The following is a 24889-nucleotide window of genomic DNA, read 5'->3' on the forward strand; positions in this document are numbered from 1 at the left end:
TCCCCGCACTCCGACGCTAGGCCTCCAGGCGCACGACGACCTTGCCGGAGTGCCGGCCCTGCAGCAGGCCCGACAGGGAGGCGGGCGCTTGCAGAAGGCCGTCGACAACATGTTCCACCGCTTTGACCCGTCCACTGTCGACCCACGCGTCCATTTCACGGCGGAACACATCAAAGCGTTCGCCATAGTGGTCAAGGATGATGAAGCCCTGCACGCGCACCCGCTTCTGCAAAATGGCGGCCAGGAACTGCGGCAGCTGATTGCCGCCGCTTGGGCCTGCAGAGTCGTTGTAATGCGCAACAAAGCCGCACACCGGCATGCGGGCGCCGATATTGAGCAGGGGAAGGACGGCCGCCAATACATCGCCGCCGACGTTCTCGAAATACACGTCAATGCCCGCCGGGCAGGCGGCGGCAAGCTGCTCCCCCAATAAGGGCCCGTGCCTGTCGATGCAGACATCAAAGCCCAGGTCCTCGACGGCCTGCCGGCACTTGTCGGCACCGCCGGCGATACCGACGACGCGAGCGCCCTTGAGTTTTGCGATCTGGCCGACCATGGCACCCACCGCGCCGGTCGCCGCCGCGACCACCACGGTTTCACCGGCCTGGGGTTGGCCGATGTCCAGCAGGCCGACGTGCGCCGTGAAGCCCGGCATGCCGAGCGCGCCCAGCGCCAGGGAGGGACGGGCCATGCCGCCGATCGCCAGCAGGTCGCTCCCATCGCTGATGGCGTAGTCCTGCCAGCCGGCATTGGCGAGCACGAGATCGCCGGCGCGGTAGTGGGGATGCCTGGACTCCACGATGCGGCTGACAGTGCCGCCGGGCATGGTGCCGCCCAGCGGAACGGGGGGCGCGTATCCGGGCCCGATTTTGTCCATCAGGTTGCGCATGTACGGGTCCAGCGAAAGGAACTGCGTTCGCAACAGCACCTGGCCTTCGCCCGGGCGCGGCACCGGCTCGGTCACGAGATGGAAGTCGGACGCAACCGGCAGGCCGCGCGGGTGCGCCGCCAGCGTGATGCGACGATTGCTGCCTGGGTCTGGTTTCGACTCGGTCATGATCGCCTCCGTGATTCAGCCGCGGCGGGAACCGGGGCCGCGCCGCCATGCCAGCAGGCCGCCCAGGGCCACAGCCACCATGGCAAACGCAGGGGCACCCAGCGCGCCAGTCCCGTCAACGATGAGGCCGCCCGCGATGGCACCCGTGGCGATGGCGATCTGGAACGCTGCCACCAGCAGGCCGCCCGCGGCCTCTGCCTGGTCGGGTGCGGCGCGCACGATCCAGGTCTGGAAGCCGACCGGGAATGCGCCAAACGCGAACCCCCATAGCGCCACAGCCACGGCGGTGACCACGGCAGAGCTGCCGCCAATAAGCAGCGCAGCCGCAAGCAGGGCGATCATCCCGCTGCCGGCGACGATCGCGTAGCGTTCACTGCGCCCCGCCAGCCAGCCCCCCGCGAAGTTTCCGAAAAAGCCGCCGATGCCGTAGCCCAGCAGCACGGCGGAAATCGCCGCTGCCGACAGCCTGGTCACGTCTTCCAGCACGGGCCGGATATAGGTGAAGCCCGCGAAGTGGCCGGATATCACCAGCAGCACGGCCAGCAGCGCAATGCGCACCGGCCCCCGCGTGAGCAGGTCGCGCAGGCCCTTCAAGCTGGCCTTGTCGCGTGGCGGCAGTGCCGGCAGCGCCACCAGTTGCACAAGGAAAGCCAGCACGCCGACCACGCCCGCCGCGACAAAAGCGCTGCGCCATCCCCACAAACTGCCCATCCAGGCGCCGACCGGCGCCGCGCAGACGGTGGCAATGGAGACGCCGGTCAACACCAGGGACATGGCGCGCGGGAAAAGCCGTTCCGGCACCAGGCGCATGGCCAGCGCCGCCGCCATCGACCAGAAGCCGCCGAGCGCGATGCCGAGCACCACGCGCGCGAACAGCAGCACCGCGAGCGAGCCGGCCGTCGCCGCCAGCAGGTTGGACACGAGCAGCAAGGCGGTAAGCGTCAGCAGCACCCGCTTGCGGTCGAAGTGCGCCGTCAGCAGGGGAATGGTCGGCGCGGCCACCGCACCGACGAGCGCGGTGGCCGTGACGGCCTGGCCCGCCGCACCCGCCGTGACATGGAGATCGGCCGCCATGGCGGTCAGCAGGCTGGCCGGCAGGAATTCCGCCGTGACCAGGCCGAACACGCCGAGGGAAAGTGAAGCGACCGCCGGCCAGAGCGCGGCGGCCTCGCCGGGTGAATCGCCGGTCGGGCTTGCGCCGGCAGCCAGCGGGTCGAGGCAAGCAGAAGAGGAAGTTGATGACATGAAATGTGAAGCCTTGTTGAGGACAGGGTGACCAGCTTAGGCCTAGCATCCACACATTTCCATGGCGAAAGAGCCGAAATGCTTGACGATTCCTCCAGAACTTTCACGCCCGTCATTCAACCCCCTCACGAAGGCGCAGGCCTGCCTGCCGCCGGGCCCGATCCCCTTACCCAGATCCTGCTGGGCCTGCGCCTGGACGGCGTCGAGTACGGCCGCTGCCTGATGCATGCGCCGTGGGCGATTTCCTTTGCCGCGCAAGCCGCCGCGCGTTTTCATTTCGTCGCCAGCGGGAACTGCTGGCTGCACACAGAGCCGTCCGGGTGGATGGAACTGAAGGCCGGCGACGCGGTGCTGCTGCCGCGCGGCACGGCCCACACCGTGGCCAGTTCACCCGAGGTGCCGCCGGTGGCTCTCGCGACCTTTGACCGCGAACGGGTCGCGGACGATATCTATCTGTTGCGGGATGGCGCTCCCGCGGCGCAAGCCCCCTCCCACGTCATGTTCTGCGGCACCATGACCTTCAACCTCGACCCGCTGCACCCCTTGCTGGCCATGATGCCGGAGGTGATCCGCGCCGGCGAGCTGGCGCAGCGCGACCCGGGCGTGCCGATGCTGCTCGACGCGATGGAGCGTGAAGCCTCGCTCAACCGCATGGGCGCCTGCGGCATCCTGGCCCGCATGGCCGATGTGCTCGCCGCGACCATCATCCGCGCCTGGGTCGAATGCGCCTGCAGCAACTCGACGGGCTGGATCGCGGCGCTGCGCTCGCCCGGCGTGGGCAAGGTGCTGGCCGCCATCCACGCGACGCCGGAGCAGGACTGGAGCGTGCCGGAGCTGGCGAACATCATGGGCGCATCGCGATCCCGCTTTGCCCAGGCCTTCAAGGAATCGGTGGGCGAGAGCCCTGCCCGGTATGTGGCCCGCATCCGCATGTTCCAGGCGCGCAACTGGATCGCGCAGGACGGAATGCGCGTCACCACGGCCGCCGACCGGCTGGGTTACGACTCCGAGGCCTCCTTCAGCCGCGCGTTCAAGCGTGTCATCGGCCACGCGCCCAGCAAGGCACGCAGCCCCATGTGACCCGTATCCCCAACCGGGTCGGTTTTTGGCTGAAATCAGCCCAGGGGCGCTCCGCGATGTCGGCGACCAGCCCAAAAAGCAGGTTTTCCGCCCCTTGCCTTGAAAACCACCTGAATTGCCCCTATGATTAGCACTCGATGGTATTGAGTGCTAACAAAGCCCAGTCAATCCACCAAAGTTAACAAGCACCCACTTCCAGCCGGGTGCTTTTTGATTCCCAAAACCAGTGTTCTCAAACAAGGAGCTCTCATGAAACTTCGTCCTTTGCACGACCGCGTGATCGTCAAACGCGTGGAAAACGAAACCAAAACCGCTTCCGGCATCGTCATCCCCGACAGCGCCGCTGAAAAGCCTGATCAAGGCGAAGTGCTGGCCGTTGGCCCAGGCAAGAAGAACGACAAGGGCGAACTGAGCCCCGTGGGCGTGAAAGTCGGCGACCGCGTCCTGTTCGGCAAATACAGCGGCCAGACCGTCAAGGTCGACGGCGACGAATTGCTCGTCATGAAAGAAGAAGACCTGTTCGCAGTGGTCGAAAAATAATTTCGCAAGGCGAATTATTTTCGTCGAGGCTAACTTCGCGAAGCGAAGTTAAGGGCCGAAAGGCCCGGCCGGAGACAAAAGTAATCTCCCGCCGCGTCCAACCCCTTATTAACTGAATCTGGAGAATTAATCATGGCAGCAAAAGACGTCATTTTCGGCGGCGAAGCCCGCGCACGCATGGTCGAGGGTGTGAACATCCTGGCCAACGCGGTCAAGGTAACCCTGGGCCCCAAAGGCCGTAACGTGGTTCTGGAGCGCTCCTTCGGCGCCCCCACGGTGACCAAGGACGGTGTGTCCGTCGCCAAGGAAATCGAACTCAAGGACAAGCTGCAGAACATGGGCGCGCAGATGGTCAAGGAAGTCGCTTCCAAGACCTCCGACAACGCCGGCGACGGCACCACCACCGCCACCGTTCTGGCACAAGCCATCGTCCGCGAAGGCATGAAGTACGTGGCCGCGGGCATGAACCCGATGGACCTGAAGCGCGGTATCGACAAGGCCGTGCTGGCCCTGACCGAAGAGCTCAAGAAGGCTTCCAAGCCCACCACCACGTCGAAAGAAATCGCCCAGGTCGGCTCGATCTCGGCCAACTCCGACGAATCCATCGGCAAAATCATTGCCGACGCGATGGACAAGGTTGGTAAAGAAGGCGTGATCACCGTGGAAGACGGCAAGTCCCTGCAAAACGAACTCGACGTCGTCGAAGGCATGCAGTTCGACCGCGGCTACCTCTCCCCTTACTTCATCAACAACCCTGAAAAGCAGTCCGCACTGCTGGACAACCCCTTTGTTCTGCTCTACGACAAGAAGATCAGCAACATCCGTGACCTGCTGCCCACCCTGGAGCAAGTCGCCAAGGCCGGCCGTCCGCTGCTGATCATTGCCGAAGAAGTCGAGGGCGAAGCCCTGGCAACGCTGGTGGTGAACACCCTGCGCGGCATCCTGAAGGTTGTGGCTGTGAAGGCCCCCGGCTTCGGCGACCGCCGCAAAGCCATGCTGGAAGACATCGCCTGCCTGACTGGCGGCAAGGTCATCGCTGAAGAAGTCGGCATGTCGCTCGAAAAAGTGACGCTGGCTGACCTCGGCCAGGCCAAGCGCATCGAAGTGGGCAAGGAAAACACCATCATCATCGACGGTTCCGGCGCCGCTGCCGACATCGAAGCACGCGTCAAGCAAGTGCGCGTCCAGATCGAAGAAGCGACCAGCGACTACGACCGTGAAAAACTGCAAGAGCGCGTGGCCAAGCTGGCCGGCGGTGTTGCCGTGATCAAGGTCGGCGCTGCCACCGAAGTCGAAATGAAGGAAAAGAAGGCCCGCGTGGAAGACGCACTGCACGCCACCCGCGCTGCCGTGGAAGAAGGCATCGTGGCCGGCGGCGGCGTGGCGCTGCTGCGCGCCAAGCAGGCTGCAGGCAAGATCGCCGGCGACAATCCTGACCAGGATGCCGGTATCAAGCTGGTGCTGCGCGCCATCGAAGCCCCCCTGCGCGAAATCGTTTACAACGCAGGCGGCGAAGCCTCCGTCGTCGTGAACGCCGTGCTGGCCGGCAAGGGCAACTACGGCTTCAACGCCGCCAACGACACCTACGGCGACATGATCGAAATGGGTATCCTGGATCCCACGAAGGTTACCCGCACCGCACTGCAGAACGCAGCCTCCGTCGCATCCCTGATGCTGACGACCGAAGCCATGATTGCCGAGGCTCCGAAGGAAGAGTCCGGCGCCGGCGGCGGCATGCCAGGCGGCATGGGTGGAATGGGCGGCATGGGCGACATGGGCATGTAATGCCTGCCTGAGCTTCTCGCTCCATCAAAAAGGGCCGCTTTCGCGGCCCTTTTTTTATTGCTCGGCGGGTGCCGCGGGTGCGGCGCCTTCGTCATACTGGTTCGGGCCTTCCGAGGGCTGCACGCACCAGTACAGCAGCAACAGGTTGACCAGCGGGATCAGGCCGATCAGCATCAGCCAGCCGGTCTTGCCGATGTCATGCAGGCGCCGCACACCCACCGCGATGGCCGGCAGCAGCATCGCCAGCGCGGCGATGCCGTACAGGATGTTGCTGATCATGCCGGTGACGATCAGGACGATGATCTGGAACAGGAAAAACCACCAGAACTCCGGCCGCGATGCCCGGCCGGTAAAAGTGACGTATTTGGAAAAACAGGTGGTAATGGCTTGGCCGAAATTCATGACAGTGATCCTCCTCACAAGGTGTAAACAGGGTGAATTCCCTGCCGCATGATAATGCGGCCCGCCCCGCGGGGCTACCGCGGCCGGCCGGGGCCCGGCGCACCGGCCGATTTTGCGGCGCGCAAGCGGCTTGGTCCGCATCCGTACAAACCTTGTACGAAGAACGTTTTCAATTGGCCAGGGCGTTGCGTCTGCGCTTCACCCTTTGCCCTTAAAACCACGCGGAAGGCAGCGCTGGGCGGCGCTTGCCGCTACCATGAGATGCATCGATCCACTGGATGAACCCTCCAACACGCCACAACGGTCACCAGCCCATGACTCTTTCCAGACTCCCCCTGATTGCTGCAGCCCTCCTGGCTGCATCCACCCTGCCCGCTTTTGCGCAACAGGCCGGCACCTGGTCGCTCTCGGCCGGCGTCACGCGCATCAAGCCCTCGGTGGACAGCGGTACCCTCACGGGCAGCATTCCGAATGTGCGCGTCGGCGTCAGCAACGACACCCGGCTGACAGGCGCGGTGAATTACATGGCTACCAACCACCTGAACCTGCACCTGCCGCTGGGCCTGGGGTTCCGGCACGACGTCACCGGCGACGGCGTGCTCGCGGGTTTCGGCAAGGTGGCTGAAACCAAGGCCTTGCCGATCACGCTGATCGCCCAGTACCGCTTCTTCGAAGCCAACGCCAGCTTCCGGCCCTACCTGGGCGCCGGCCTGTCCTACGTGCACTTCTACAAGGAACAGGGCAGCGCCCTGCTGACCGCGCTGACCAACCCCGGCGGCCCGCCCACCGGCGTGTCCTTCAAATCCAAGCTGGCCCCGTCCTTTCAGATAGGCGGCGTCTACAAGCTCACCGAGAAATGGTTTGTGGAAGGCAGCTACACCAAGACCCTGCTGAAGACGCGCGGTACGCTGAGCACGGGCCAGACGATCGACGTGGTGCTGGACCCCAACTGCTTCACGGTGCAACTGGGGTACAAGTTTTAATTGCACGCCTGCCCGGGAAGCGGGGATGAACCCGAAAATCAGGGTGAGCGGCCGAACCGGCCGTCGGCCTGGCGCCTGAACTCGGTGGGCGTCATGCCCTTGATCTCCAGGAAACGCCGGTTGAAGTTCGCGACGTTGTTGAACCCGACCTGGTAACAGATGTCGGTGACCTTGTGGTCGGTCTGCATCAGCATGTGGCAAGCGCTGTTGATGCGCACACGGTTGACGAAGTCGGTAAAGCTGTTGCCGGTGGAGCGCTGGAAGAAGCGGCTGAAGCGGCTTTCACTCATGCCGAGTTCGGCCGCCACGGCCGACATCGAGATCGGCTCCGCCATGTTGGCGGTCATGCGGTTGACGATGCCGTTGATCTGGTCGACCTGCGCATCGCCATCGGCGCCCTGCGCCCCTTGCATCTGTACGCTCGACAGCAGCCGGTAGTCCGTCCATTGCGCCAGGTCGGCCATGAACTCGAAAAATCGGCCCAGGCGGCGCACCCCGCGCGCGGCCTTGATGCTGTCCCAGTGCATTTGCGCCTGTTGCGACAGGCCAAAAAATTCGATGCCGTGGCGCGCCCGCTCGAGCAATTGCATCACCTCGCGCAACTCGGGAATCCCGGCCGCCGCGCGTTCGATGGGTTCGTGGTGGAACTGGATCACCCGGTCGCGTCCCGCGGCACCGCCTTCGGGGACGTCGAGCGAAATCCAGTTGTGCGGCAGCCGCGGGCCGCACAGCACCAGATGGCCGGGCTGGAACGGCCCTATCCAGTCGCCGACAAAAGCCTTGCCCGAGGTCTCGGTGATCAGGTGCAGTTCATACTCTTCATGAAAATGCCAGCGCACCAGCGGGCTCGGGAAGCCGTGGGCAAGACAGCGCACCAGGCCGGTTTCAGGGGCCTCGTAGCCCAGCAAGGGAGAGCGCGCAATGTCGCGTTCCAGCTCGGGCTGGCGCTGGCGGGGTATGGCGCGTCTGGATGCGGACGTGGTCATGGCAGCCTGGATCAGGACCGGGGAGCAAGGGCCTCATTGTCCTCCCGCCGGAGCGCGCTGCGAACGGCCTCCAGCGTGGGTGGATCGGCACCTTCGCGGGTGCAGTTCAGTGCGGCGGCCGTGGCGGCGAAGCGCATCACGTCGCGCCATGCGACGTCGCCCAGCTCACCGAGCTGGGCCGGGCGTTCGACGCCATGCGCCAGCAGCGAAACCGAGAGCCCGGCCGTAAAGGTGTCACCCGCTCCTATGGTGTCTATCACCTTGACGCGCGGTGCCGCCACGGCAAGCGCTTCGTGCCCCGTGCGCCAGAGCGTGGCACCGCCGGCGCCGCGCGTGACGATCACCGCACGCGCGCCGGCTTGCAGGCAATCCGCGGCCAATGCATCGGCAGGCCGGCCGGGCGCCAGCAGTTCGGCGTCTTCGTCGCTGAGCTTGACCAGGTCGGCCATCGCAAACCAGCGCATGGCACGCGCACGGTAGGCCGCCATGTCGGGAATCAGGCTGGGCCGCACGTTGGGATCGAACACGATCACACGCTGCCCGGCATTGGCCGCCATCAGGTCGGTGATGCGCGTGGCAGCAGGCTCCTGCAGGAGCGCGATCGAGCCGAAGTGGAGAAAACGGCAGTCCACCGGCAACTGCGGCAGCGGCTCGGGCGTCCAGGTCGCGTCGGCGCTGCCGCGCGTGTAGAAGGCGTAGCGGTTGGTCTGCGGTGTGCGCTCGACGAAGGCCAGGGTCGACGGTGCATGGCTGCGCAGGATGAACCGGGTGTCCACACCGTTTCGTTCGAGAAAACCCATCAACCGTTCGCCGAACAGGTCGGTCGACAGCTGCGTGAGGAAACCGGTGGGCTGCCCGAGGCGCGCGCAGGCGACGGCCGTGTTGAGCGGCGAACCGCCCTCATGGCCCAGGAAAGCCAGCGTGCCGGCCTCGCCGGCGGTGAAATCGATAAGGGCCTCGCCCGTGATTGCAATGCGCATGCTGGATTCTCGGTCAATGCAAGGCGCCGGTGTCGGCCAGGAATCCGCGCTCGGCAGCCAGCGTGGCGGGATGATCGAGCAATTCCGCAAAGAGGCGCGGCGGAATCGTGACGGCGCCCACGCCCAGTCCCAGCAAGGAAAGGTAGGCCTCGCGGGAGCGGATGCTCGCCACCAGCAGCCGGGTACCGGACGAAGGCCGCTGCGCCACCAGCGCCTGCATCTGCGCGATCAGCGCCAAGCCGCCGGCACCGGCGTCCTCGAGCCGTCCCAGGTAGGGTGCCGCATACGCCGCGCCCAGCTGTGCGGCAAAGTGCGCCTGCTCGGGCGCGTAAACAGCCGTCCACGTGACGGGAACACCCTGCGCGATAAGCCGCGCGCCGGCATCGAACCCCTGGCGGGTGGCGGGAATCTTCACGACCAGCTGGCCCCGGTCGAAGTGCGACAGTAACTCTTGCGCGTCTTCGAGCATGCCGTCGACATCGCTCGAATACACCTGCGCCTGCACCCGCCGCGCGCCCAGCTCGATGCAGCGCGCCAGCAGGCCGGGCACCGCCGAACGGCCTATGCCCGCCCGCCGCAGCAGCGTGGGATTGGTTGTCACACCGTGGACCACCGGGTGCGGGAGGCAGGCCTGCAGCTCGGCCAGGTCGGCGCTGTCGAGGTACAAATGGAAGTCGTCATTCATCGCGTTCAAGCCGAAAGATCAGCTCATGACGTTACCACCATCCACATTCAGGGTCTGCGCCGTGATGTAGCGCGCTTCGTCGCTGGCAAGGAAGACCGCCGCACCCGCGATGTCGGCCGGTACACCCATGCGGCCAAGCGGTACTTCGAGGCCCACGCGCCGCTTCTTTTCTCCCGGCGGAAGCCCCTCCGCCTTGGCGAACAGGCTGTCGACATGGTCCCACATCGGCGTATCGACCACACCGGGGGCAATGCCGTTGACGCGAATGCCATGCGGCGCCATGGCCAGTGCGGCGCTCTGGGTGTAGCTGATGACCGCGGCCTTGGTCGCGCAGTAGTGCGACACCAGCGCTTCGCCGCGCCGGCCGGCTTGTGAGGCCATGTTGATGACCGACGCGCCCTTCGTGCCGGCTTCGACCATGTGGCGAAGCACGGCCTGCATGACAAAAAACATGCCCTTCACATTGACGGCAAACAGCTTGTCGAAAGAGGCCTCGTCGCTGTCGAGCAGGGGCGCGAGATCGAACACGGCCGCGTTGTTGAAGAGCGTATGAACGGGGCCAAAAGCAGCCTGCGCCTCCGCCAGCAGGCGCGCAATCGCCTGGGCGTCCGTCACGTCCGCCGCGATGTAGGCCAGGCTACCGGGATGACGTTTCTGCAGCGCCTGCACGGCTTCAGGTGTCGCCACGACCCGGTCGACCACGCTGCAGTGCGCGCCCTCGGCGATGCAGGCTTCAGCCACCGCCAGGCCGATGCCGCCGCCGGCGCCCGTCAAAAGCACATGACGGTTCTTCAGACGTTCTCTCATGAACTTTTAACCTCTGAATTGACAAAACCGGCTACTCGCCCGATCGCGCCGCGCACGGCATCGGTCAGCCGTGTGTCGCCTGCGGCACTCCCCCATAGCCCCGCGTCGGAGCACAACGCGCGCACAGGATCGACAGCGTCACAGATCGCGTGGGCCACGGCCTCGTCCATACCTTGGTCCTGGTAGGCATAGGGCAGTGTCCCCCGGTGCCAGCGCCGCAGGAAAACAAGGAACAGCGCGGGCAGCACTGCGACGCTGTCGATGGGCTGTCCCGCAGCGAGTCGCTCCCGTACCGTGGGCGCGATAAACCCTGGAATCTTCGAGAAACCGTCCGCCGCCACGCGTTGGTTAGTGTCGCGGATCGCAGGGTTGCCAAAGCGCTCGAGCACCACATCGCGGTACGCCGCGAGGTCGATCGGCCCGGGATTGTCGGGAGAACTCAGGCAGGGGATCACGTCGTCCGTCACATAGTCGTAGGCCATCTTCCGGATTACCGCGTTGTTTGTCCCTTCGTGAATGAAATCCAGCCCGACCAAGGTGCCGGCCCAGGCAATGCAGCTGTGCGTGGCATTGAGGATGCGGATCTTGGCCTCCTCGTAGGGCTGCACCGATTCGACCAGCTCCACGCCCACACGGCCCCAGTCGGGACGCCCGGCCGCGAACCTGTCCTCGATCACCCACTGGATGAAGCTCTCACCCGTCACCGCCGCCGCATCGTCGCGCCCCGTGGCGGCCTTGACGCGAGCGCGCAGCTCGGGTGGCGGTCGCGGCGTGATGCGGTCGACCATCGCGTTCGGGCAAAGGGTGTTTGCGTTGACCCACGAAAGCAGTTCGGCATCGCCCGCAAGCTCGATGAATTCGCGCAGCCCGTCACGGAAGCGGTCGCCGTTGTGGCGCAGGTTGTCGCAGTTGAGCAGGGTCACCGGGCCGGCCTGCCTTGCCTTGCGCGCGCGCAGGATCGCGCAGACGGCGCCGTAGACGGTCACGCCCTCACCGCGGTCTTCCCCGACCTCGCCGCGGCGTGTGCGTTCAAGGTCCGCCGCGAGATCGCTGAAAGACAGGTCCAGCTTGCCCTGGGTGTCGAGGTAGTAGCCTGCCTCGGTCACGGTGAATGAAACGATGCGCGTGGACGGCGCCGCACCGCGCGAGATCACCGCGGCCAGCGAGGACTCCCAGGGAAGTACTTCGCGGATGGCTTCGATCAGTTCGTAGCGGTACTCGCCGGCCGGCGATACGGTTTCCAGCGTGTAGCGCCCGCCCTGTGCCTGCAGGGCCGCGACCACCCCGGTCGCGTCGGGCCGGATGTTGGCGGCCGCAAGCGACCAGCCGCTGTCGCCCGCATCGATCAGCCGCTGAAGATAGACGGCCTGGTGAGCCCGATGGAAGGACCCCAGTCCAAGGTGAAGCACCGTGAATTCAGAAGGGACCGGTGGAGTGTGCGCAAGAGGCGCTGTGGCGAGAGTCAAGGGAATGCCCGAAAGAAAGAAAAGGAGGGGGAAAGATCAGGCCCGGACCGCACGGCCTTCACTGTTGAACAGGTGAAGCACCGACGGGTCGAGCTCGACCGCCACGTCGTCGCCCGCATGCAGCGGTGTGCGTTCGTTCTGGCGCGCTATCAGCGGCACGCCGCCCACGTCGACGTGAATCAAGGTATCGGCGCCGAGTGCCTCGACCAACTCCACGCGGCCCGGCACACCCGACGCAGCGGCCTGCCTGGCATGCACACGCAGGCCTTCCGGCCGCACGCCCAGAAAGCCGTCGCCTGGCAGGCGCCCGCCGGTGGCCGCCGAAAAACTCGGAATGGCGCCCGCCGCCACCATGTTCATCGACGGCATGCCGATGAACTGCGCGACAAACCGGTTCGCCGGGTGGTCGTAGAGTTCGAGCGGCGTGCCGACCTGCTCGATCAGCCCGTCCCTGAGCACCACCACGCGGTCGGCCAGCGTCATGGCCTCGACCTGGTCGTGCGTGACGTAGATGGTCGTCGCGCCGAGTGCGCGGTGCAGCTTGTGGATTTCGACGCGCGTATTGCCGCGCAGCGCGGCATCCAGGTTGGACAAGGGCTCATCGAACAGGAACACCTTGGGCGCGCGCACAATGGCGCGGCCTATCGCCACACGCTGCCGCTGCCCGCCCGACAGCTCTTTCGGCGTACGGCCGAGGTACTGGGTGAGGTTGAGCGTCTTCGCCGCGTGCTCGACCTTGGCCTGGATCTCGCTTTTCGACACCCCCGCGAGCTTGAGCGCAAAGGACATGTTGTCGTACACGCTCATGTGCGGGTAGAGCGCATAGCTCTGGAACACCATCGCCAGGTCGCGCTTGCCCGAAGGCAGCCCTGTGATGTCCCGGCCGTCGAGCAGCAAGTTGCCTTTGGTGATGGGCTCCAGCCCCGCGATGAGGCGCAGCAAGGTCGACTTTCCGCAACCCGAAGGCCCGACGAAGACGATGAACTCGCCCTTGTTGATGTCAAGGTCGACACCGCGGATGATCCGGGCCTCCCCGAAGCTTTTTTCGATGCTCTTGAGTTCCAGATAAGCCATCAGTCAATTCCTTTCACTTCACGGCGCCGAAGGTCAGGCCTTGCACCAGCTGCTTCTGGCTGAACCAGCCGAACACGACGATAGGCGCGATCGCCATCAGCGAAGCGGCCGACAATTTGGCCCAGAACAGGCCTTCGGGACTGGAGTACGAGGCGATCAAGGTCGCCAGCGTTCCGGCCTTGGCTGAACTGAGGTTGAGGGCCCAGAAGGCCTCGTTCCAGCTCAGCACCAGGCACAGCAGGCCGGTCGAAGCCAGGCCGCCCACCGAGAGCGGCAGCACGACATGGCGGAATTCGGTCCAGAGGCTCGCACCGTCCATGCGCGCGGCTTCCAAAATCTCGTTCGGAATGTCCTTGTAGGCGCTGTAGAGCATCCACACCATGATCGGCAGGTTCGACAGCGTGAACACAATGGTCAGCGCGGTGAGCGAATCCAGCAGGCCCGCGGTCTGCGCGAGAACGTAGATAGGCACCAGCGCGCCCACTGCCGGCATCATCTTGGTCGAAAGCATCCACATCAGGATGTCGCGCGTCCTCTTCGTGCGGAAGAAGGCCATCGAGTAGGCGGCGGGCGCCGCGATCAACAGGCCGATGAGGGTCGAGCCCAGGCTGGTGATGAGCGAATTGCGCGCGTACAGCAGGTAATCGCTGCGGCGCTGCACTTCGCTGAAGTTGTCGAGCGTGGGTTCAAAGACAAACAGCGGCGGCACATGAATCGCCTGGAGTTCGGTCTTGAAGGCCGTGAGAAACAGCCAGCCGAGCGGAAAGAACAGCAGCAGCGCCACGGCCCACGCGCCCACGGTGCGAAGCAGTTGCGCAAGAAAGTTGCCTGGTTCCATGGTTCAGCTGCTCCACCGGGTAGGGGTATGCATCATGTTTAGTCCAGGTTCTTGCCGACGATGCGAATGAGGAACACCGCCACGATGTTGGCCACCACCACCGCGAACAAGGCACCGGCCGAAGCCACGCCCACGTCAAAATTCATCAGCGACTGCTTGAAGATCATGTAGGTGAGGTTGGTGCTTTCGTTGCCCGGGCCGCCATTGGTGGTGATGGCGATCTCGGCGAACACGCTGAGCAGAAAGATCATTTCGATCATGATCACCACCGCCATCGGCCGTCCGAGATGCGGGATGATGAGATAGAAGAAGCGCTGAAATGCACTCGCACCGTCCATGCGTGCCGCCTCCATCTGCTCGCGATCCAGCGACTGCAGCGAGGTAATGAAGATCAGGCAGGCGAAGGGCAGCCACTGCCAGGCCACCATGATGATCACCGACAGCAGCGGCACATCGGTGAGCCAGTCGACCGGCTGCGCGCCGAAAAACCGCCACAGGTCGGCCAGCACGCCATAGATCGGGTTCATCATCATGTGTTTCCACAGCAATGCGTTCACCGCGGGCATGACGAAGAAAGGTGAAATCAGCAGCACCCGCACGACGCCCCGCCCCGGAAACGGCTCGTTCACCAGCAAGGCGAGCAGCACGCCGAACACCACCGTGATGAGGATCACGCTGCCGATCAGCAGCAGCGTGTTCCAGGTCGCGGGCCAGAAGTCCGGGTCGGTGATGAAGTACTGAAAGTTCTCGATGCCCGCGAACGGATGGTCGCCGGGTTGCATGAGGTTGTAGCTCACGAACGAGAAATACAGGGTCATCACAAGCGGCACGATCATCCAGAGGAAGAGCGTGAGCACTGCGGGTGCCATGAGCGCGCGCGGCAGGAGGCGGTTCATGTGGTGAATCCCGGGGCGAAGTGTGGGCAGCCTGGGGCTACTTGTAATACCCGGCCTTCTTCATCTCACGCTCGGCGGCCGTCTGTGATGTCTTCAGGGCCTGGTCCACCGTGACCTTGCCCGACAGCGCCGCGCTCATCTGCTGCCCCACCGCCACGCCGATGGCCTGGAACTCGGGGATAGCCGCATACTGCACGCCGACGTACGGCGACTTGGGCAGCGTGCTGTCGCTGAGGTTGGCGCTGTCGATGGCTTTTTTCTCGGCCGCGGCGAACTTGGCGACCTTCTGGAACTCGGGGTTTGCGTAGGTTGACTTGCGCGTGCCGGTGGGTACCGCGCCCCAGCCGTGTTCCTTGGCGACCAGGTTGATGTATTCCCTGGAAGTGGCCCATTTCACGAAGGTCTGGGCGGCCGCGCCCTTGGTCGAGCTGGCCGGGATGGCCAGGTTCCAGGTCCACAGCCAGTTGGCGCCCTTGGGCGTGACGGCAACCGGCGCCTGCGCAAAAGCCACCTTGTCGGCCACCTTCGACTGCTTCGGATCGCTGATGAACGAGGCGGCGATGGTGGCGTCCACCCACATGCCGCATTTGCCTTCGTTGAAGAGCGCGAGGTTCTCGTTGAAGCTGTTGGCCGAAGCGCCGGGCGGGCCGTAGGCTTTCATCAGGTCGACGTAGAAGCCGATCGCGTCCTTCCAGGGTTTGGTGTCGATCTGCGGCTTCCACTGCATGTCGAACCACTGGCCGCCGTTTGTGTTGACCAGCGTGGTGAGGAAGGCCATGTTGTCGCCCCAGCCCGGCTTGCCGCGCAGGCACATGCCGTACACACCGGCTTTCGGGTCGTGGATCTTGCCGGCCAGTTCCTTCACCTGTGCCCAGGTGGGCTGATCGGGCATCTTGAAGCCGGCCTTGTCGGCAAGGTCCTTGCGGTACATGAGCATCGAACTCTCGCCATAGAACGGCGCGGCGTAAAGCTTGCCTTCGTGCGACAGCCCGGCGCGGATGGCGGGCAGCAGGTCGTCGACGTCATAGGCGGCATCGGTGGCAATGGGCTGCAGCCAGCCCTTCTTCGACCAGATCGGCGCTTCATACAGGCCAATGGTCATCACGTCGAACTGCCCGCCCTTGGTGGCGATGTCGGTGGTGACGCGCTGGCGCAGCGTGCCCTCTTCGAGCGTGACCCATTTGAGCTTGATGTCGGGATGGGCCTTTTCAAAAACCGGCGTGAGCTTCTGCATTTCGATCATGTGGCCGTTGTTCACCGTCGCCACCACGAGCTCGGTCGCGGCATGGGCCATGCCGGCGCCCGAAAGTGCAAGCACCAGGCCTGCCTGGATAAAACCCTTCATAAGATGTCTCCTTCGTTATGTCGTTCGAAACGGCAGCTTTGCCGCTCACTGCATTCTGAGGAAACCTCCTTGCGGGTTTGATACCAGATCAGAGCACTCCAATACTTTGTTGCATTGAAGGAGTGGTAATTTCCCTAAACCCCGCATCAATAGATGCAACGAATTGTCAAGGCCGACGTGGGATGGCCTTGCCGGTCCAGGCCGCCAGCTTGCACAAATGGACAGGGAAATCAGGCCCGCGTAGACGGGCCGACCGGACGCGGCGCTACTTGCGTGCGACGGCCGAAGCCGGCACCAGCTTGAGCGGCCCGTAGAAGGCCTGCAGCTGGCCCTCGTTTTTTTCACCTTCGGTGAAGACCGCGAAGCTCAGCAAGGCGCCCGGATCTTCGCCGAAGGCCCGGCGGTAGTCGGCGCGGATGTCGCGCTCGTAGCTGCGCCATTCGTTGTAACCGTGGTCGCCCGAGTCGACGACGATCTTGCGGATGCGGTCGGTGCGCTCGTTGACGATGACCTCGCCGGGCTGGTTGACCCGCGACCACGAATACACCAGCGTCGCGAACGGCATCTCTTCGCCGGTCAGCAAGCGGCTCAGTTCCGACAGCAGGGAGTTTTTCATCGACAGCCGCGAACGGTCGCCTTCGAAGGCGAGCACCACCCGCACCGGCACGTCATCGAGTTGCGGCAGCGCGAGGTTGGCGCCCGCACCCGGGTTCGGCACGTTCCAGGAAAAGCGCACCAGGCCAAGCTGGTCCGGCTCGATGCGATAGCGATGGCGCAGGATGCTGCCGGACGCCTCGGCCTTCGCCAGTACCGCGTCGCGGCCTTCATGGCGCACATAGCTGTAGCTGGCCGGCTGCTTGCCGGGTACGCGGAATATTTCCCACTTGAGGTCGTCGGGCTTGAGTTCCCCGGCGATGGGCGGCGCCGACATTGCGGCCCAGGCGGTGCCGGTCACCCCTTCGGCCAGGCCCACGGTGCCGCCCTGGCTGGCCGGCTCGTCGATGTCGGCATCCTCATCGGTGGGCGCGCGGGTGGCGCATCCGGTGGCCAGGGCCACGGCGAGCAGCGCCGCGGCGACGATCGAAAAATGAGGAAAAAAGCGGGAGGACGGGACGGGTAAAGACATGGTGCGGGTCATCGAAAAAATCGGCGAAGCGGCAAGTTGACCACGGAAGCACGCGGCCCCGCAATGGAAAAACGCACAGTTTTGCGCAAATCAGCCGGCGATTTTGCGCAGCAGGCCGGCCGTCGAGCCGTCAAGGCCGGACACATCCCCGCTGCGCAGCCGCGGCTCTATGTCCTTGGCCAGCACCTTGCCGAGCTCAACCCCCCATTGGTCGAAGCTGTTGATGCCCCAGATCGCGCCGCTGGCGAACACGCGGTGCTCCTGCAGCGCGACCAGCGCACCCAGGCTGGCCGGCGTGAGCCGCTCCAGCAACAAAAACGTGCTGGGCCGGTTGCCGGGGAAATGTTTGTGGCCTCCGGGGTCTTCCTTACCCTGCATTAACGCCTGCGCCTGGGCCAGCACATTGGCCAGCAAGGTGGCATGATGGCCCGGCAGGCTGTGGCCGGCCTGCCTGACGGCGACAAATTCCACCGGCACCACCGAGCTGCCCTGGTGCAGCATCTGGAAGTAGGCATGCTGGCCGTTGGTGCCGGGCTCGCCCCACAGCACGGGCGAGGTGGCGAAAGGCAGGGCCTGGCCGTCGGCATCGACGCGCTTGCCGTTGCTTTCCATTTCAAGCTGCTGCAGATAGGCCGGCAGGCGCCGCAAGGCGCTGCTGTAAGGCGCGATGCTGCGGGTGCTGAAGCCGTAAAAATTGCGGTACCAGACATCGAGCAAACCCAGGCGCACCGGCAGGTTGCGCGCCAGCGGGGCGGTGCGGAAGTGTTCGTCCATGGCATGCGCGCCGGCCAGCAAGTCACGAAAGCCCGCCGCGCCTATCGCGATGGCAATCGGCAGGCCTATGGCCGACCACAACGAATAGCGCCCGCCCACCCAATCCCAGAAGCCGAAAGTCGTCTTGATGCCGAAGGCGTTCGCTGCGGCGACGTTGGTCGTGAGGGCCGCGAAATGCCGGCCGACGTCCGTGCCGCCCTGTGCCTCGAACCAGCGCCGCGCCGAGTGCGCGTTGGTCATGGTCTCTGTGGTGGTGAAGGTCTTGGATGCGACCAGGAACAGCGTGCTTTCGGGCTTGAGCCCCTGCAGCACGCCGTCCAGCTCGCCGCCATCGACGTTGGAGACAAAATGAAAGCGCTTGCCGGGTATGGCGAATTCAGCCAGCGCCAGCACCGCCATCTGCGGCCCCAGGTCTGAGCCGCCTATGCCGATGTTGACGATGTCGGTGATGGCGGTGTCGGCGCGCAACTGCTCCGCGTAGGCCAGCATGGCGTCCAGGGTTTCATGCACGCGCGCGAGGTCGCCGCTCATGCCGCCGACGGCCGGGCTTCTCAATAAAAAGTGCATCACGGCGCGCTGTTCGGTGCCGTTGATCAGCTCGCCGGCAAACATGGCGTCCCGGTGCTGCTCAAGCCGGCATTGCGCGGCCAGCTCCAGCAGTAGTGTCTCGCTGCCGGCGTCGATCAGGTTTTTGGAGAGGTCGGCAAAAACGTGCGGCGCGTCCTGGCTGAAGTGCGCAAAGCGCCCGGCATCGGCCGCGAAGGCCTGGCGCAGGTCAAAAGACTTTCCGCGGGTGTCAAAACAGTCCTGCAGCGCGGCCCAGGCCGGCGTGCGGTCGCAGCGGGGTCGGGGCGGCACGGCCATGCTCAGGCTGCCTGCATCAGCTGTTCGAGTTTCACGGCATCGGCCGCGAACGCGCGTATGCCCTCGGCCAGTTTTTCAGTGGCCATGGCGTCTTCATTGAGCGCATAACGGAAACCGGCTTCGTCGTAATGGACGGCGGGCAGGTCCAGCGCGGCGGCCGCCTTGGCATCGAGCGCGCGCGACAGCGGCGCCTCGGAAGCCGCGAGCTGGGCCAGCAGCTCGGGGCTGATGGTCAGCAGGTCGCAGCCGGCCAGCGCGGTGATCTGGCCCACGTTGCGAAAGCTCGCGCCCATCACCTCGGTGGCGATGCCGAAATGTTTGTAGTGGTTGTAGATCTCGCGCACCGACTTCACGCCGGGGTCGTTGGCGCCCGCCATCGTGGCCTCGTCCCAGGATGCGCCGGCGGATTTTTTGTACCAGTCGTAGATGCGGCCGACGAAAGGCGAGATCAGCTGCACCTTGGCCTGGCCGCAGGCCACCGCCTGGGCGAAGGAGAACAGCAAGGTGAGGTTGGTGTGGATGCCGCGCTGCTCGAGCTTTTCCGCCGCCTGAATGCCTTCCCAGGTGGCGGCGACCTTGATCAGCACGCGGTCGATGTGGATGCCCTCGGCCTGGTAAAGCTCGACGATGCGCTCGCCGCGCGTGTAGGTGGCACTGGCGTCAAAGCTCAGGCGGGCGTCGACTTCGGTCGAGACGCGGCCCGGGATGATGGAGAGGATTTCGCAGCCGAAACGCACCAGCAGGCGGTCCATGATTTCGTCGAGGGCGCGGCCTTTGAAGCGGCCCACGGTGTCCTTGAGCAAAGGCTGGTAATCGGCCTTTTGCACCGCCTTGAGGATCAGCGAAGGGTTGGTGGTGGCGTCCTGCGGCTTGAACTGCCCCAGTTGCTTGAAATCACCGGTGTCGGCGACCACGGTGGTGAACTGTTTGAGCGCGTCAAGTTGGGTCATGGCTGGGATGCTGGGCAAAAAGCGGGAGTGGTCCGGATGAAACACCGCTGGGCACCTGGGTGCAGGCATCGCACGGGCTTCAAGGTCGAGTTACCATTATGCCCATAGAATGTGAAACTTAATTACCAAGACACTTTTTTACCATGAGCTTTGACCTGATCCTCTTCGGCGGCACCGGCGACCTGGTGTGGCGCAAGATCATGCCGGCCCTGTTCCAGGCCTTTCGCCACGGCTCGCTGCCGGCGGGCGGGCGCATCGTAGGCGTGGCGCGCGACGACCTGTCCGACGACCAGTACCGCGCCTTGATCAAATCCCGCTTCGACAACGTCGAACTGGCCAAACGCCCGAGCGAGGAAGAGTTCTCGCGATTTGCCGCGCTGCTGGGCTACCTGCGCATGGACTTGTCCAACCCGGCCGACTACGCCGCGCTGGCCGCCAAACTGCAGCAGCGGCCCGCCGACGTGGTGGTGATGTATGTGGCGACAGCGCCCAGCCTGTTCACCACCGTGTGCGAGCAGATCGCCGCCGCCGGCCTCAACGGCCCGCAGACGCGCGTGGTGCTGGAAAAACCGCTGGGCCACGACCTGGCCTCCAACCGCGCCATCAACAAGACCGTGCGCAGCGTGCTGAGCGAGCAGCAGATCTTCCGCATCGACCACTACCTGGGCAAGCCCTCGGTGCAGAACCTGTTCGCGCTGCGCTTCGGCAATTCGCTGTTCGAGCCGCTGTGGCGCCGCGAGACCATCGCCAACATCCAGATCACCATCGCCGAAGACCTGGGCGTGGAAAAGCGCGGCGCCTTCTACGACAGCACGGGCGCGCTGCGCGATATGGTGCAGAACCATGCGCTGCAGCTGCTGTGCGCCATCGGCATGGAGCCGCCCATCAACTCGCATGCCGACGCCATCCGCGACGAAAAGCTCAAGGTGCTGCGCTCGCTGAAACCCTGGACGCCTGAAACACTGAACCAGCACGTGGTGCGCGGCCAGTACGCGGCCGGCAACATCGACGGCGAGCCCGTGCCCGGCTACCGCGACGAAAAAGGCGTGCCGCCCGACAGCCGGACCGAAACCTTTGTGGCCCTGCGCACCGAGATCGCCAACTGGCGCTGGGCCGGCGTTCCCTTTTACATACGCACCGGCAAACGCCTGGCCGGCCGCGACGCGCACATCGAGGTCAACTTCCGGCCTGCGCCGCATGCGATTTTCAAGAGCTCCACGGCCGGCTCCAATGTGGCCAACCGGCTGGTGATCAACCTGCAGCCCAAGGACGGCCTGGAACTGCATTTGCTGGCGCAAGGCGCCGACCAGCGCTCCGGCAACAGCCATGCGCGCGGCACGCCCTCGCTGGCACCGGTGCAGCTGGACCTGGACTTCGACAAGCGCTTCGGCTCCGAACGTGTGGGCGCCTACGAGCGGCTGCTGCTGGACGTGATCGACGGGCGGCTCAACCTCTTTGTGCGCAGCGACGAACAGGAAGAAGCCTGGCGCTGGGTCGAACCCATCCTGGACAGCTGGAGCAACGATTCCGGCGCGCCGCGGCCCTATGCCGCCGGTAGCTGGGGGCCGAGCGCCGCTAGCGCCATGATCGCCCGCGATGGCTATTGCTGGAGTGAGGAGTGTTAGCCCCCACGCTTTTCGCTTCGCGTAATGCGCTGCCCCCCGAGGGGGCCGCTGCGCCTGCGGCCCGGCAAAGCCGGTTCCGCGGCCCCTGCTGGTTAGAAGAGCTCCCACATTTCCAGCGCGTTGGCACCACCAGAGACCCATCCCACCATGCTTGATCGAATCAAGGCTTCCTTGCCTTCCTTGGCACCCGCCGAACAGCGTGTCGGCCGGCTTGTGCTGGGCGATCCGCGGGCCTTTGCCAATTTGCCGATCACCGAGCTGGCCAGCCGATCGCATGTGAGCAAGCCTACCGTGGTGCGTTTTTGCCGCAGCATGGGTTACGACGGGCTGTCGGACTTCAAGCTCAAGCTGGCGGGCAGCGTGAGTGAGGGCGTACCTTTCATCCATCGCAGCGTGGACGCCGACGACAAGACCGGCGACGTGATGGTCAAGGTGATTGACAACACCGTTGCGGCGTTTTTGAAGTACCGCAACGACGCGAGTTCGGTGGCCGTGGAAAGGGCCGCCGACGCGCTGCTGGCGACTTACAACACCGGCAGGCGCATCGAGTTTTTCGGCGTCGGCAATTCGGGCATCGTGGCGCAGGACGCGCAGCACAAGTTCTTCCGCCTGGGCATCACCAGCATCGCCTACAGCGACGGCCACATGCAGGTCATGAGCGCCTCGCTGCTGGGCCCGGGCGATTGTGTGGTGGTGATTTCCAACTCAGGCCGCACGCGCGACCTGATGGACGCCTGCGACATCGCGCGCAAGAACGGCGCCACCACCATCGTCATCACCGTCACCGGCTCGCCGCTGGCGGCGGCCGGCAACATCCACCTGGCGGCCGACCATCCCGAGGGTTACGACCGCTACAGCCCCATGGTGTCGCGCCTGATGCACCTGATGATCATCGACATCCTGGCGACCTGCGTGGCGCTGCGCATCGGCAGCAAGCTGCAGCCGCTGCTCAAGGAAATGAAAAACAACCTGCGCAACAAGCGCTACGCCTGAGGCGTGGCGCCGCGGTATCAGGCGAGGGGCAGCGAACGCTCCACGATGCCGGCGAACAGCGCCGAGCCCAAGGGCAGCACGCTGTCGTTGAAGTCGTAGCAGCTGTTGTGCAGGAAGCGGCTGCCCACGCCGCCCATGGTGCCGCCTTTGCCGTCGGGCAGTTGCTCGCCCTGGCCCAGGCGCAGGTAGGCGCCCGGCTTGACGCGCAGCATGAAGGAAAAATCTTCCGAGCCCATGCTGGGTTCGAGGTTGCGCACCACGTTTTCGGCGCCCACGAGCTGCTCCGCCACGGTGGTGGCCAAGGTGTACTCAACCGGTGAATTGATGGTGGCGGGGTAGATGCGTTCGTATTTCACGGTCGCCGTAGCGCCGAAGCCCTGGGCCACGGCCGCGCACAATTCCTTGAGGCGGCGCTCCACCAGGTCCTGCACCTCGGGCTTGAAGGTGCGCACGGTGCCCACCAACATGGCGGTTTCGGGCACCACACTCATGGCGCCCAGGTCGCCCGCCCGGACGGCGCAGATGCTGATCACGGCGTTGTCCATGGCCTTGACGTTGCGCGACACAATGCTTTGCACCGCGGTGATGATGTGAGCGGCCACCAGCACCGGATCCACCGTCAGGTAAGCATGGGCACCGTGGCCGCCTTTGCCGGTGACCTCGATGGTGATGCGGTCGGCCGCGGCCATCATGGGGCCGGGGTTGATGCCGATGGTGCCGGGTTGCATCGCGGGCCAGTTGTGCATGGCGTAAATCGACTGCACGGGAAAGCGCTCGAACAGGCCATCCTTGATCATGGCGTCGGCCCCGCCGCGCCCCTCTTCGGCGGGCTGGAACACCAGCACGGCGTCACCGGCGAAATTGCGCGTCTCGGCGAGGTAACGGGCGGCACCCACCAGCATGGTGGTGTGGCCGTCGTGGCCGCAGCCGTGCATCAACCCGACTTTGGAAGACTTCCAGCCGAACTCGTTGTGCTCGGTCATGGGCAGCGCGTCCATGTCGGCTCGCAAGCCCACCATGGGCCGGATGCCGCCGGCCTTGGCGGGCTGCTGGCCCTTGATGACGGCGACCACACCGGTCTTGCCGACACCCGTATGCACCTCGTCGACGCCGCACAGCTTGAGCGCGTGCACGACGCGGCTGGAGGTGTAGACCTCTTCGAAGCCGAGTTCGGGATGGGCGTGCAGGTCGCGCCGGAAGGCCGTCAGTTCGGGGTGGTACTGCACGATCTGCGCGAAGGCCCGGCCGCTGGCCCGCAGCTGGGGCGGGCGATCCGTGTTGTCGGCGGTGTCCGCCGCTGCGGTGGACTGGAGGGATGAGGCACCTGGAATGCTTGGGAGGGTGGCCGGAGCGCGCATGTCAGTGAAATTCCGAGTTCAGCTGTTGGAATACTAGTCTTGAAGGGATGGCGGTGCAAACACAGGGCTTTGTGAAAGCCGGGCCGAGGTAGCGCTTACGGCGGGGATGGCCGTGGCGTTGAGGGTCTTGTTCACCAGGCTGACCGGGCCGTACCAGGCCTTGGCTTTTTGCCGCGTGTTGTCGCTGTCCGTCATGATGGCAATGCCGACCAGCGCGCCCGGCGCTTCGCCGAAGGCTTTTTCATAGTCGGCGCGGATGTCGCGCTCGTAGTCGAGCCAGCGGCCCAGGCGTGCGGGCCCGGACTCCAGCACCAGCTTGCGGATGCGGTCGGTGCGCGGGTTGATGACCACGCTTTCCGGCGCGCTGTGCGTGCCCCACACATACATGAGGGTCGCATAGGGAAGCGGCTCACCCGTCAGGGCCAACGCGAGCTCCGACAGCATGGCGTTTTTGGCGGAGAACCTGGAACGGTCGCCTTCAAAGGCGAGCAACACGCGCACCGGTGAATCGTCGCTGTCGCGCTGCGTCATGTCGGCGCCGGCAATCATCGTGGGCACCTTCCAGGAGAAACCCAGCTTGCCCAGGTCTGAAGGCTCGACCCGAAGCTGCTGCCGCAGCATGCTGGCGGCGCTGTCGGATTCGCTGAAAACGGCTTCGCGCCCATCCAGCCGCACCGCGCGATAGCGCGTGGACTTTTTACCCGGAAATGCGCAGTGTTGCCATTTGACGGTATATGGAATTGAAGAGGAATTTGAGTTTGGATTTGCGGGGGACGCCGAGGCCCAGTTCACGTCCTGGCTGTTTGCCGGCTCGGAAGTTCCTACTCCCGCGCAGGCCGCAAGCAGGGTCACACAAGCGACAACCGTCATAGCACGGAACGCACGCGAGAAAAAACAGGAAGGCATCAGGGTCATGGGGCAACAGGTGATGAGGCCAGATAGCTCAACGCGGCCGGGGCAGAAAAGGTTTCAAAAAATCCGGAAATTTGTGCCGTAGTCGTTTCAAGCATAAAAAAAGCCGCCTCGGGTT

23 protein-coding genes are annotated in these 24889 nt (G+C 64.8%); 6 read left to right on the top strand and 17 right to left on the bottom strand.

Annotation, left to right across the window (positions count from 1 at the left end; all coding sequences use genetic code 11):
• Nucleotides 1-16: 16 nt before the first annotated feature.
• Together ACSQ27_RS21475 and ACSQ27_RS21480 are read right to left on the bottom strand one after the other, a co-directional pair.
• Nucleotides 17-1057 (bottom strand): NADP-dependent oxidoreductase, encoded by a 1041-nt coding sequence (locus ACSQ27_RS21475; RefSeq protein WP_436157520.1) that lies wholly within the window; start codon nucleotides 1055-1057, stop codon nucleotides 17-19.
• Nucleotides 1058-1072: 15 nt separating this feature from the next.
• Complete coding sequence (locus ACSQ27_RS21480; RefSeq protein WP_436157521.1) at nucleotides 1073-2302, bottom strand: MFS transporter; 1230 nt, start codon at nucleotides 2300-2302, stop codon at nucleotides 1073-1075.
• Nucleotides 2303-2380: 78 nt separating this feature from the next.
• On the opposite strand from ACSQ27_RS21480, the gene ACSQ27_RS21485 reads away from it, so the two are divergent.
• The 3 genes from ACSQ27_RS21485 (at nucleotide 2381) to groL (ending at nucleotide 5707) form a co-directional block, all read left to right on the top strand.
• On the top strand, nucleotides 2381-3382 hold the full coding sequence (locus ACSQ27_RS21485) for an AraC family transcriptional regulator (protein WP_436157522.1): 1002 nt from the start codon (nucleotides 2381-2383) through the stop codon (nucleotides 3380-3382).
• Nucleotides 3383-3631: 249 nt separating this feature from the next.
• Complete coding sequence (locus ACSQ27_RS21490; protein WP_007872916.1) at nucleotides 3632-3922, top strand: co-chaperone GroES; 291 nt, start codon at nucleotides 3632-3634, stop codon at nucleotides 3920-3922.
• A 132-nt stretch (nucleotides 3923-4054) separates the two neighbouring features.
• A complete protein-coding gene (groL, locus tag ACSQ27_RS21495; protein WP_411877453.1) occupies nucleotides 4055-5707 on the top strand; it encodes a chaperonin GroEL in 1653 nt (550 codons plus the stop codon).
• Between the two features lie 54 nt (nucleotides 5708-5761).
• Here the strand turns inward: groL and ACSQ27_RS21500 are convergent, their stop codons facing one another.
• The gene (locus ACSQ27_RS21500; protein WP_436157523.1) at nucleotides 5762-6109 is read right to left on the bottom strand and encodes a DUF805 domain-containing protein; all 348 of its coding nucleotides are present in this window, start codon (nucleotides 6107-6109) and stop codon (nucleotides 5762-5764) included.
• Between the two features lie 314 nt (nucleotides 6110-6423).
• On the opposite strand from ACSQ27_RS21500, the gene ACSQ27_RS21505 reads away from it, so the two are divergent.
• Nucleotides 6424-7092 (top strand): OmpW/AlkL family protein, encoded by a 669-nt coding sequence (locus ACSQ27_RS21505; RefSeq protein WP_436157524.1) that lies wholly within the window; start codon nucleotides 6424-6426, stop codon nucleotides 7090-7092.
• A 38-nt stretch (nucleotides 7093-7130) separates the two neighbouring features.
• Here the strand turns inward: ACSQ27_RS21505 and ACSQ27_RS21510 are convergent, their stop codons facing one another.
• From ACSQ27_RS21510 to tal, 12 genes are all read right to left on the bottom strand, one after another.
• On the bottom strand, nucleotides 7131-8078 hold the full coding sequence (locus tag ACSQ27_RS21510) for an AraC family transcriptional regulator (RefSeq protein WP_436157525.1): 948 nt from the start codon (nucleotides 8076-8078) through the stop codon (nucleotides 7131-7133).
• Between the two features lie 11 nt (nucleotides 8079-8089).
• Nucleotides 8090-9058 carry a carbohydrate kinase family protein gene (locus tag ACSQ27_RS21515; protein ID WP_436157526.1) on the bottom strand — a complete coding sequence of 323 codons (969 nt, stop codon included), beginning with the start codon at nucleotides 9056-9058 and terminating at the stop codon, nucleotides 8090-8092.
• 13 nt (nucleotides 9059-9071) lie between these two features.
• A complete protein-coding gene (locus ACSQ27_RS21520; protein WP_436157527.1) occupies nucleotides 9072-9743 on the bottom strand; it encodes a transaldolase family protein in 672 nt (223 codons plus the stop codon).
• A gap of 18 nt (nucleotides 9744-9761) precedes the next feature.
• Nucleotides 9762-10550 carry an L-iditol 2-dehydrogenase gene (locus tag ACSQ27_RS21525; protein WP_436157528.1) on the bottom strand — a complete coding sequence of 263 codons (789 nt, stop codon included), beginning with the start codon at nucleotides 10548-10550 and terminating at the stop codon, nucleotides 9762-9764.
• A complete protein-coding gene (gene dalD / locus ACSQ27_RS21530; RefSeq protein ID WP_436157529.1) occupies nucleotides 10547-11959 on the bottom strand; it encodes a D-arabinitol 4-dehydrogenase in 1413 nt (470 codons plus the stop codon). Before dalD ends, ACSQ27_RS21525 begins: the two co-directional genes overlap by 4 nt.
• 93 nt (nucleotides 11960-12052) lie before the next feature.
• On the bottom strand, nucleotides 12053-13090 hold the full coding sequence (locus tag ACSQ27_RS21535) for an ABC transporter ATP-binding protein (protein ID WP_436157530.1): 1038 nt from the start codon (nucleotides 13088-13090) through the stop codon (nucleotides 12053-12055).
• Between the two features lie 13 nt (nucleotides 13091-13103).
• Nucleotides 13104-13928 carry a carbohydrate ABC transporter permease gene (locus ACSQ27_RS21540; RefSeq protein WP_436157531.1) on the bottom strand — a complete coding sequence of 275 codons (825 nt, stop codon included), beginning with the start codon at nucleotides 13926-13928 and terminating at the stop codon, nucleotides 13104-13106.
• A gap of 38 nt (nucleotides 13929-13966) precedes the next feature.
• Nucleotides 13967-14824, bottom strand: coding sequence for a carbohydrate ABC transporter permease (locus ACSQ27_RS21545; RefSeq protein WP_436157532.1), 858 nt, complete (start codon nucleotides 14822-14824; stop codon nucleotides 13967-13969).
• 37 nt (nucleotides 14825-14861) lie between these two features.
• On the bottom strand, nucleotides 14862-16169 hold the full coding sequence (locus ACSQ27_RS21550; protein WP_436157533.1) for an ABC transporter substrate-binding protein: 1308 nt from the start codon (nucleotides 16167-16169) through the stop codon (nucleotides 14862-14864).
• A gap of 265 nt (nucleotides 16170-16434) precedes the next feature.
• A complete protein-coding gene (locus ACSQ27_RS21555; RefSeq protein WP_436157534.1) occupies nucleotides 16435-17295 on the bottom strand; it encodes a DUF3047 domain-containing protein in 861 nt (286 codons plus the stop codon).
• Between the two features lie 90 nt (nucleotides 17296-17385).
• Nucleotides 17386-18933: a glucose-6-phosphate isomerase gene (gene pgi, locus ACSQ27_RS21560; RefSeq protein WP_436157535.1), complete on the bottom strand. Its 1548-nt coding sequence runs from the start codon at nucleotides 18931-18933 to the stop codon at nucleotides 17386-17388.
• Between the two features lie 2 nt (nucleotides 18934-18935).
• A complete protein-coding gene (gene tal / locus ACSQ27_RS21565) occupies nucleotides 18936-19883 on the bottom strand; it encodes a transaldolase (protein WP_436157536.1) in 948 nt (315 codons plus the stop codon).
• Nucleotides 19884-20026: 143 nt separating this feature from the next.
• Between tal and zwf the strand changes: the two genes are divergently transcribed.
• Nucleotides 20027-21508: a glucose-6-phosphate dehydrogenase gene (gene zwf, locus ACSQ27_RS21570; protein ID WP_436157537.1), complete on the top strand. Its 1482-nt coding sequence runs from the start codon at nucleotides 20027-20029 to the stop codon at nucleotides 21506-21508.
• Between the two features lie 147 nt (nucleotides 21509-21655).
• Nucleotides 21656-22501, top strand: a complete 846-nt coding sequence (locus ACSQ27_RS21575; protein ID WP_436157538.1) for a MurR/RpiR family transcriptional regulator — start codon at nucleotides 21656-21658, stop codon at nucleotides 22499-22501.
• 17 nt (nucleotides 22502-22518) lie between these two features.
• On the opposite strand, the gene ACSQ27_RS21580 is transcribed toward ACSQ27_RS21575, so the two are convergent.
• Together ACSQ27_RS21580 and ACSQ27_RS21585 are read right to left on the bottom strand one after the other, a co-directional pair.
• Complete coding sequence (locus ACSQ27_RS21580; RefSeq protein WP_436157539.1) at nucleotides 22519-23859, bottom strand: M20 aminoacylase family protein; 1341 nt, start codon at nucleotides 23857-23859, stop codon at nucleotides 22519-22521.
• A gap of 33 nt (nucleotides 23860-23892) precedes the next feature.
• Entirely contained in the window at nucleotides 23893-24774 is an 882-nt protein-coding gene (locus ACSQ27_RS21585; RefSeq protein WP_436157540.1) for a DUF3047 domain-containing protein, read from the bottom strand.
• Nucleotides 24775-24889 lie beyond the last annotated feature (115 nt).

The sequence above is a fragment of the Polaromonas sp. LjRoot131 genome (assembly GCF_964252805.1).
Classification (GTDB): domain Bacteria; phylum Pseudomonadota; class Gammaproteobacteria; order Burkholderiales; family Burkholderiaceae_C; genus Polaromonas.

What these genes read in the sequence shown, in the direction of transcription:
- ACSQ27_RS21475 (WP_436157520.1), bottom strand. Translation starts at nt 1,057, where the DNA reads ATGACCGAGTCGAAACCAGACCCAGGCAGCAATCGTCGCATCACGCTG.
- ACSQ27_RS21480 (WP_436157521.1), bottom strand. Translation starts at nt 2,302, where the DNA reads ATGTCATCAACTTCCTCTTCTGCTTGCCTCGACCCGCTGGCTGCCGGC.
- ACSQ27_RS21485 (WP_436157522.1), top strand. Translation starts at nt 2,381, where the DNA reads ATGCTTGACGATTCCTCCAGAACTTTCACGCCCGTCATTCAACCCCCT.
- ACSQ27_RS21490 (WP_007872916.1), top strand. Translation starts at nt 3,632, where the DNA reads ATGAAACTTCGTCCTTTGCACGACCGCGTGATCGTCAAACGCGTGGAA.
- groL (WP_411877453.1), top strand. Translation starts at nt 4,055, where the DNA reads ATGGCAGCAAAAGACGTCATTTTCGGCGGCGAAGCCCGCGCACGCATG.
- ACSQ27_RS21500 (WP_436157523.1), bottom strand. Translation starts at nt 6,109, where the DNA reads ATGAATTTCGGCCAAGCCATTACCACCTGTTTTTCCAAATACGTCACT.
- ACSQ27_RS21505 (WP_436157524.1), top strand. Translation starts at nt 6,424, where the DNA reads ATGACTCTTTCCAGACTCCCCCTGATTGCTGCAGCCCTCCTGGCTGCA.
- ACSQ27_RS21510 (WP_436157525.1), bottom strand. Translation starts at nt 8,078, where the DNA reads ATGACCACGTCCGCATCCAGACGCGCCATACCCCGCCAGCGCCAGCCC.
- ACSQ27_RS21515 (WP_436157526.1), bottom strand. Translation starts at nt 9,058, where the DNA reads ATGCGCATTGCAATCACGGGCGAGGCCCTTATCGATTTCACCGCCGGC.
- ACSQ27_RS21520 (WP_436157527.1), bottom strand. Translation starts at nt 9,743, where the DNA reads ATGAATGACGACTTCCATTTGTACCTCGACAGCGCCGACCTGGCCGAG.
- ACSQ27_RS21525 (WP_436157528.1), bottom strand. Translation starts at nt 10,550, where the DNA reads ATGAGAGAACGTCTGAAGAACCGTCATGTGCTTTTGACGGGCGCCGGC.
- ACSQ27_RS21535 (WP_436157530.1), bottom strand. Translation starts at nt 13,090, where the DNA reads ATGGCTTATCTGGAACTCAAGAGCATCGAAAAAAGCTTCGGGGAGGCC.
- ACSQ27_RS21540 (WP_436157531.1), bottom strand. Translation starts at nt 13,928, where the DNA reads ATGGAACCAGGCAACTTTCTTGCGCAACTGCTTCGCACCGTGGGCGCG.
- ACSQ27_RS21545 (WP_436157532.1), bottom strand. Translation starts at nt 14,824, where the DNA reads ATGAACCGCCTCCTGCCGCGCGCGCTCATGGCACCCGCAGTGCTCACG.
- ACSQ27_RS21550 (WP_436157533.1), bottom strand. Translation starts at nt 16,169, where the DNA reads ATGAAGGGTTTTATCCAGGCAGGCCTGGTGCTTGCACTTTCGGGCGCC.
- ACSQ27_RS21555 (WP_436157534.1), bottom strand. Translation starts at nt 17,295, where the DNA reads ATGTCTTTACCCGTCCCGTCCTCCCGCTTTTTTCCTCATTTTTCGATC.
- pgi (WP_436157535.1), bottom strand. Translation starts at nt 18,933, where the DNA reads ATGGCCGTGCCGCCCCGACCCCGCTGCGACCGCACGCCGGCCTGGGCC.
- tal (WP_436157536.1), bottom strand. Translation starts at nt 19,883, where the DNA reads ATGACCCAACTTGACGCGCTCAAACAGTTCACCACCGTGGTCGCCGAC.
- zwf (WP_436157537.1), top strand. Translation starts at nt 20,027, where the DNA reads ATGAGCTTTGACCTGATCCTCTTCGGCGGCACCGGCGACCTGGTGTGG.
- ACSQ27_RS21575 (WP_436157538.1), top strand. Translation starts at nt 21,656, where the DNA reads ATGCTTGATCGAATCAAGGCTTCCTTGCCTTCCTTGGCACCCGCCGAA.
- ACSQ27_RS21580 (WP_436157539.1), bottom strand. Translation starts at nt 23,859, where the DNA reads ATGCGCGCTCCGGCCACCCTCCCAAGCATTCCAGGTGCCTCATCCCTC.
- ACSQ27_RS21585 (WP_436157540.1), bottom strand. Translation starts at nt 24,774, where the DNA reads ATGACCCTGATGCCTTCCTGTTTTTTCTCGCGTGCGTTCCGTGCTATG.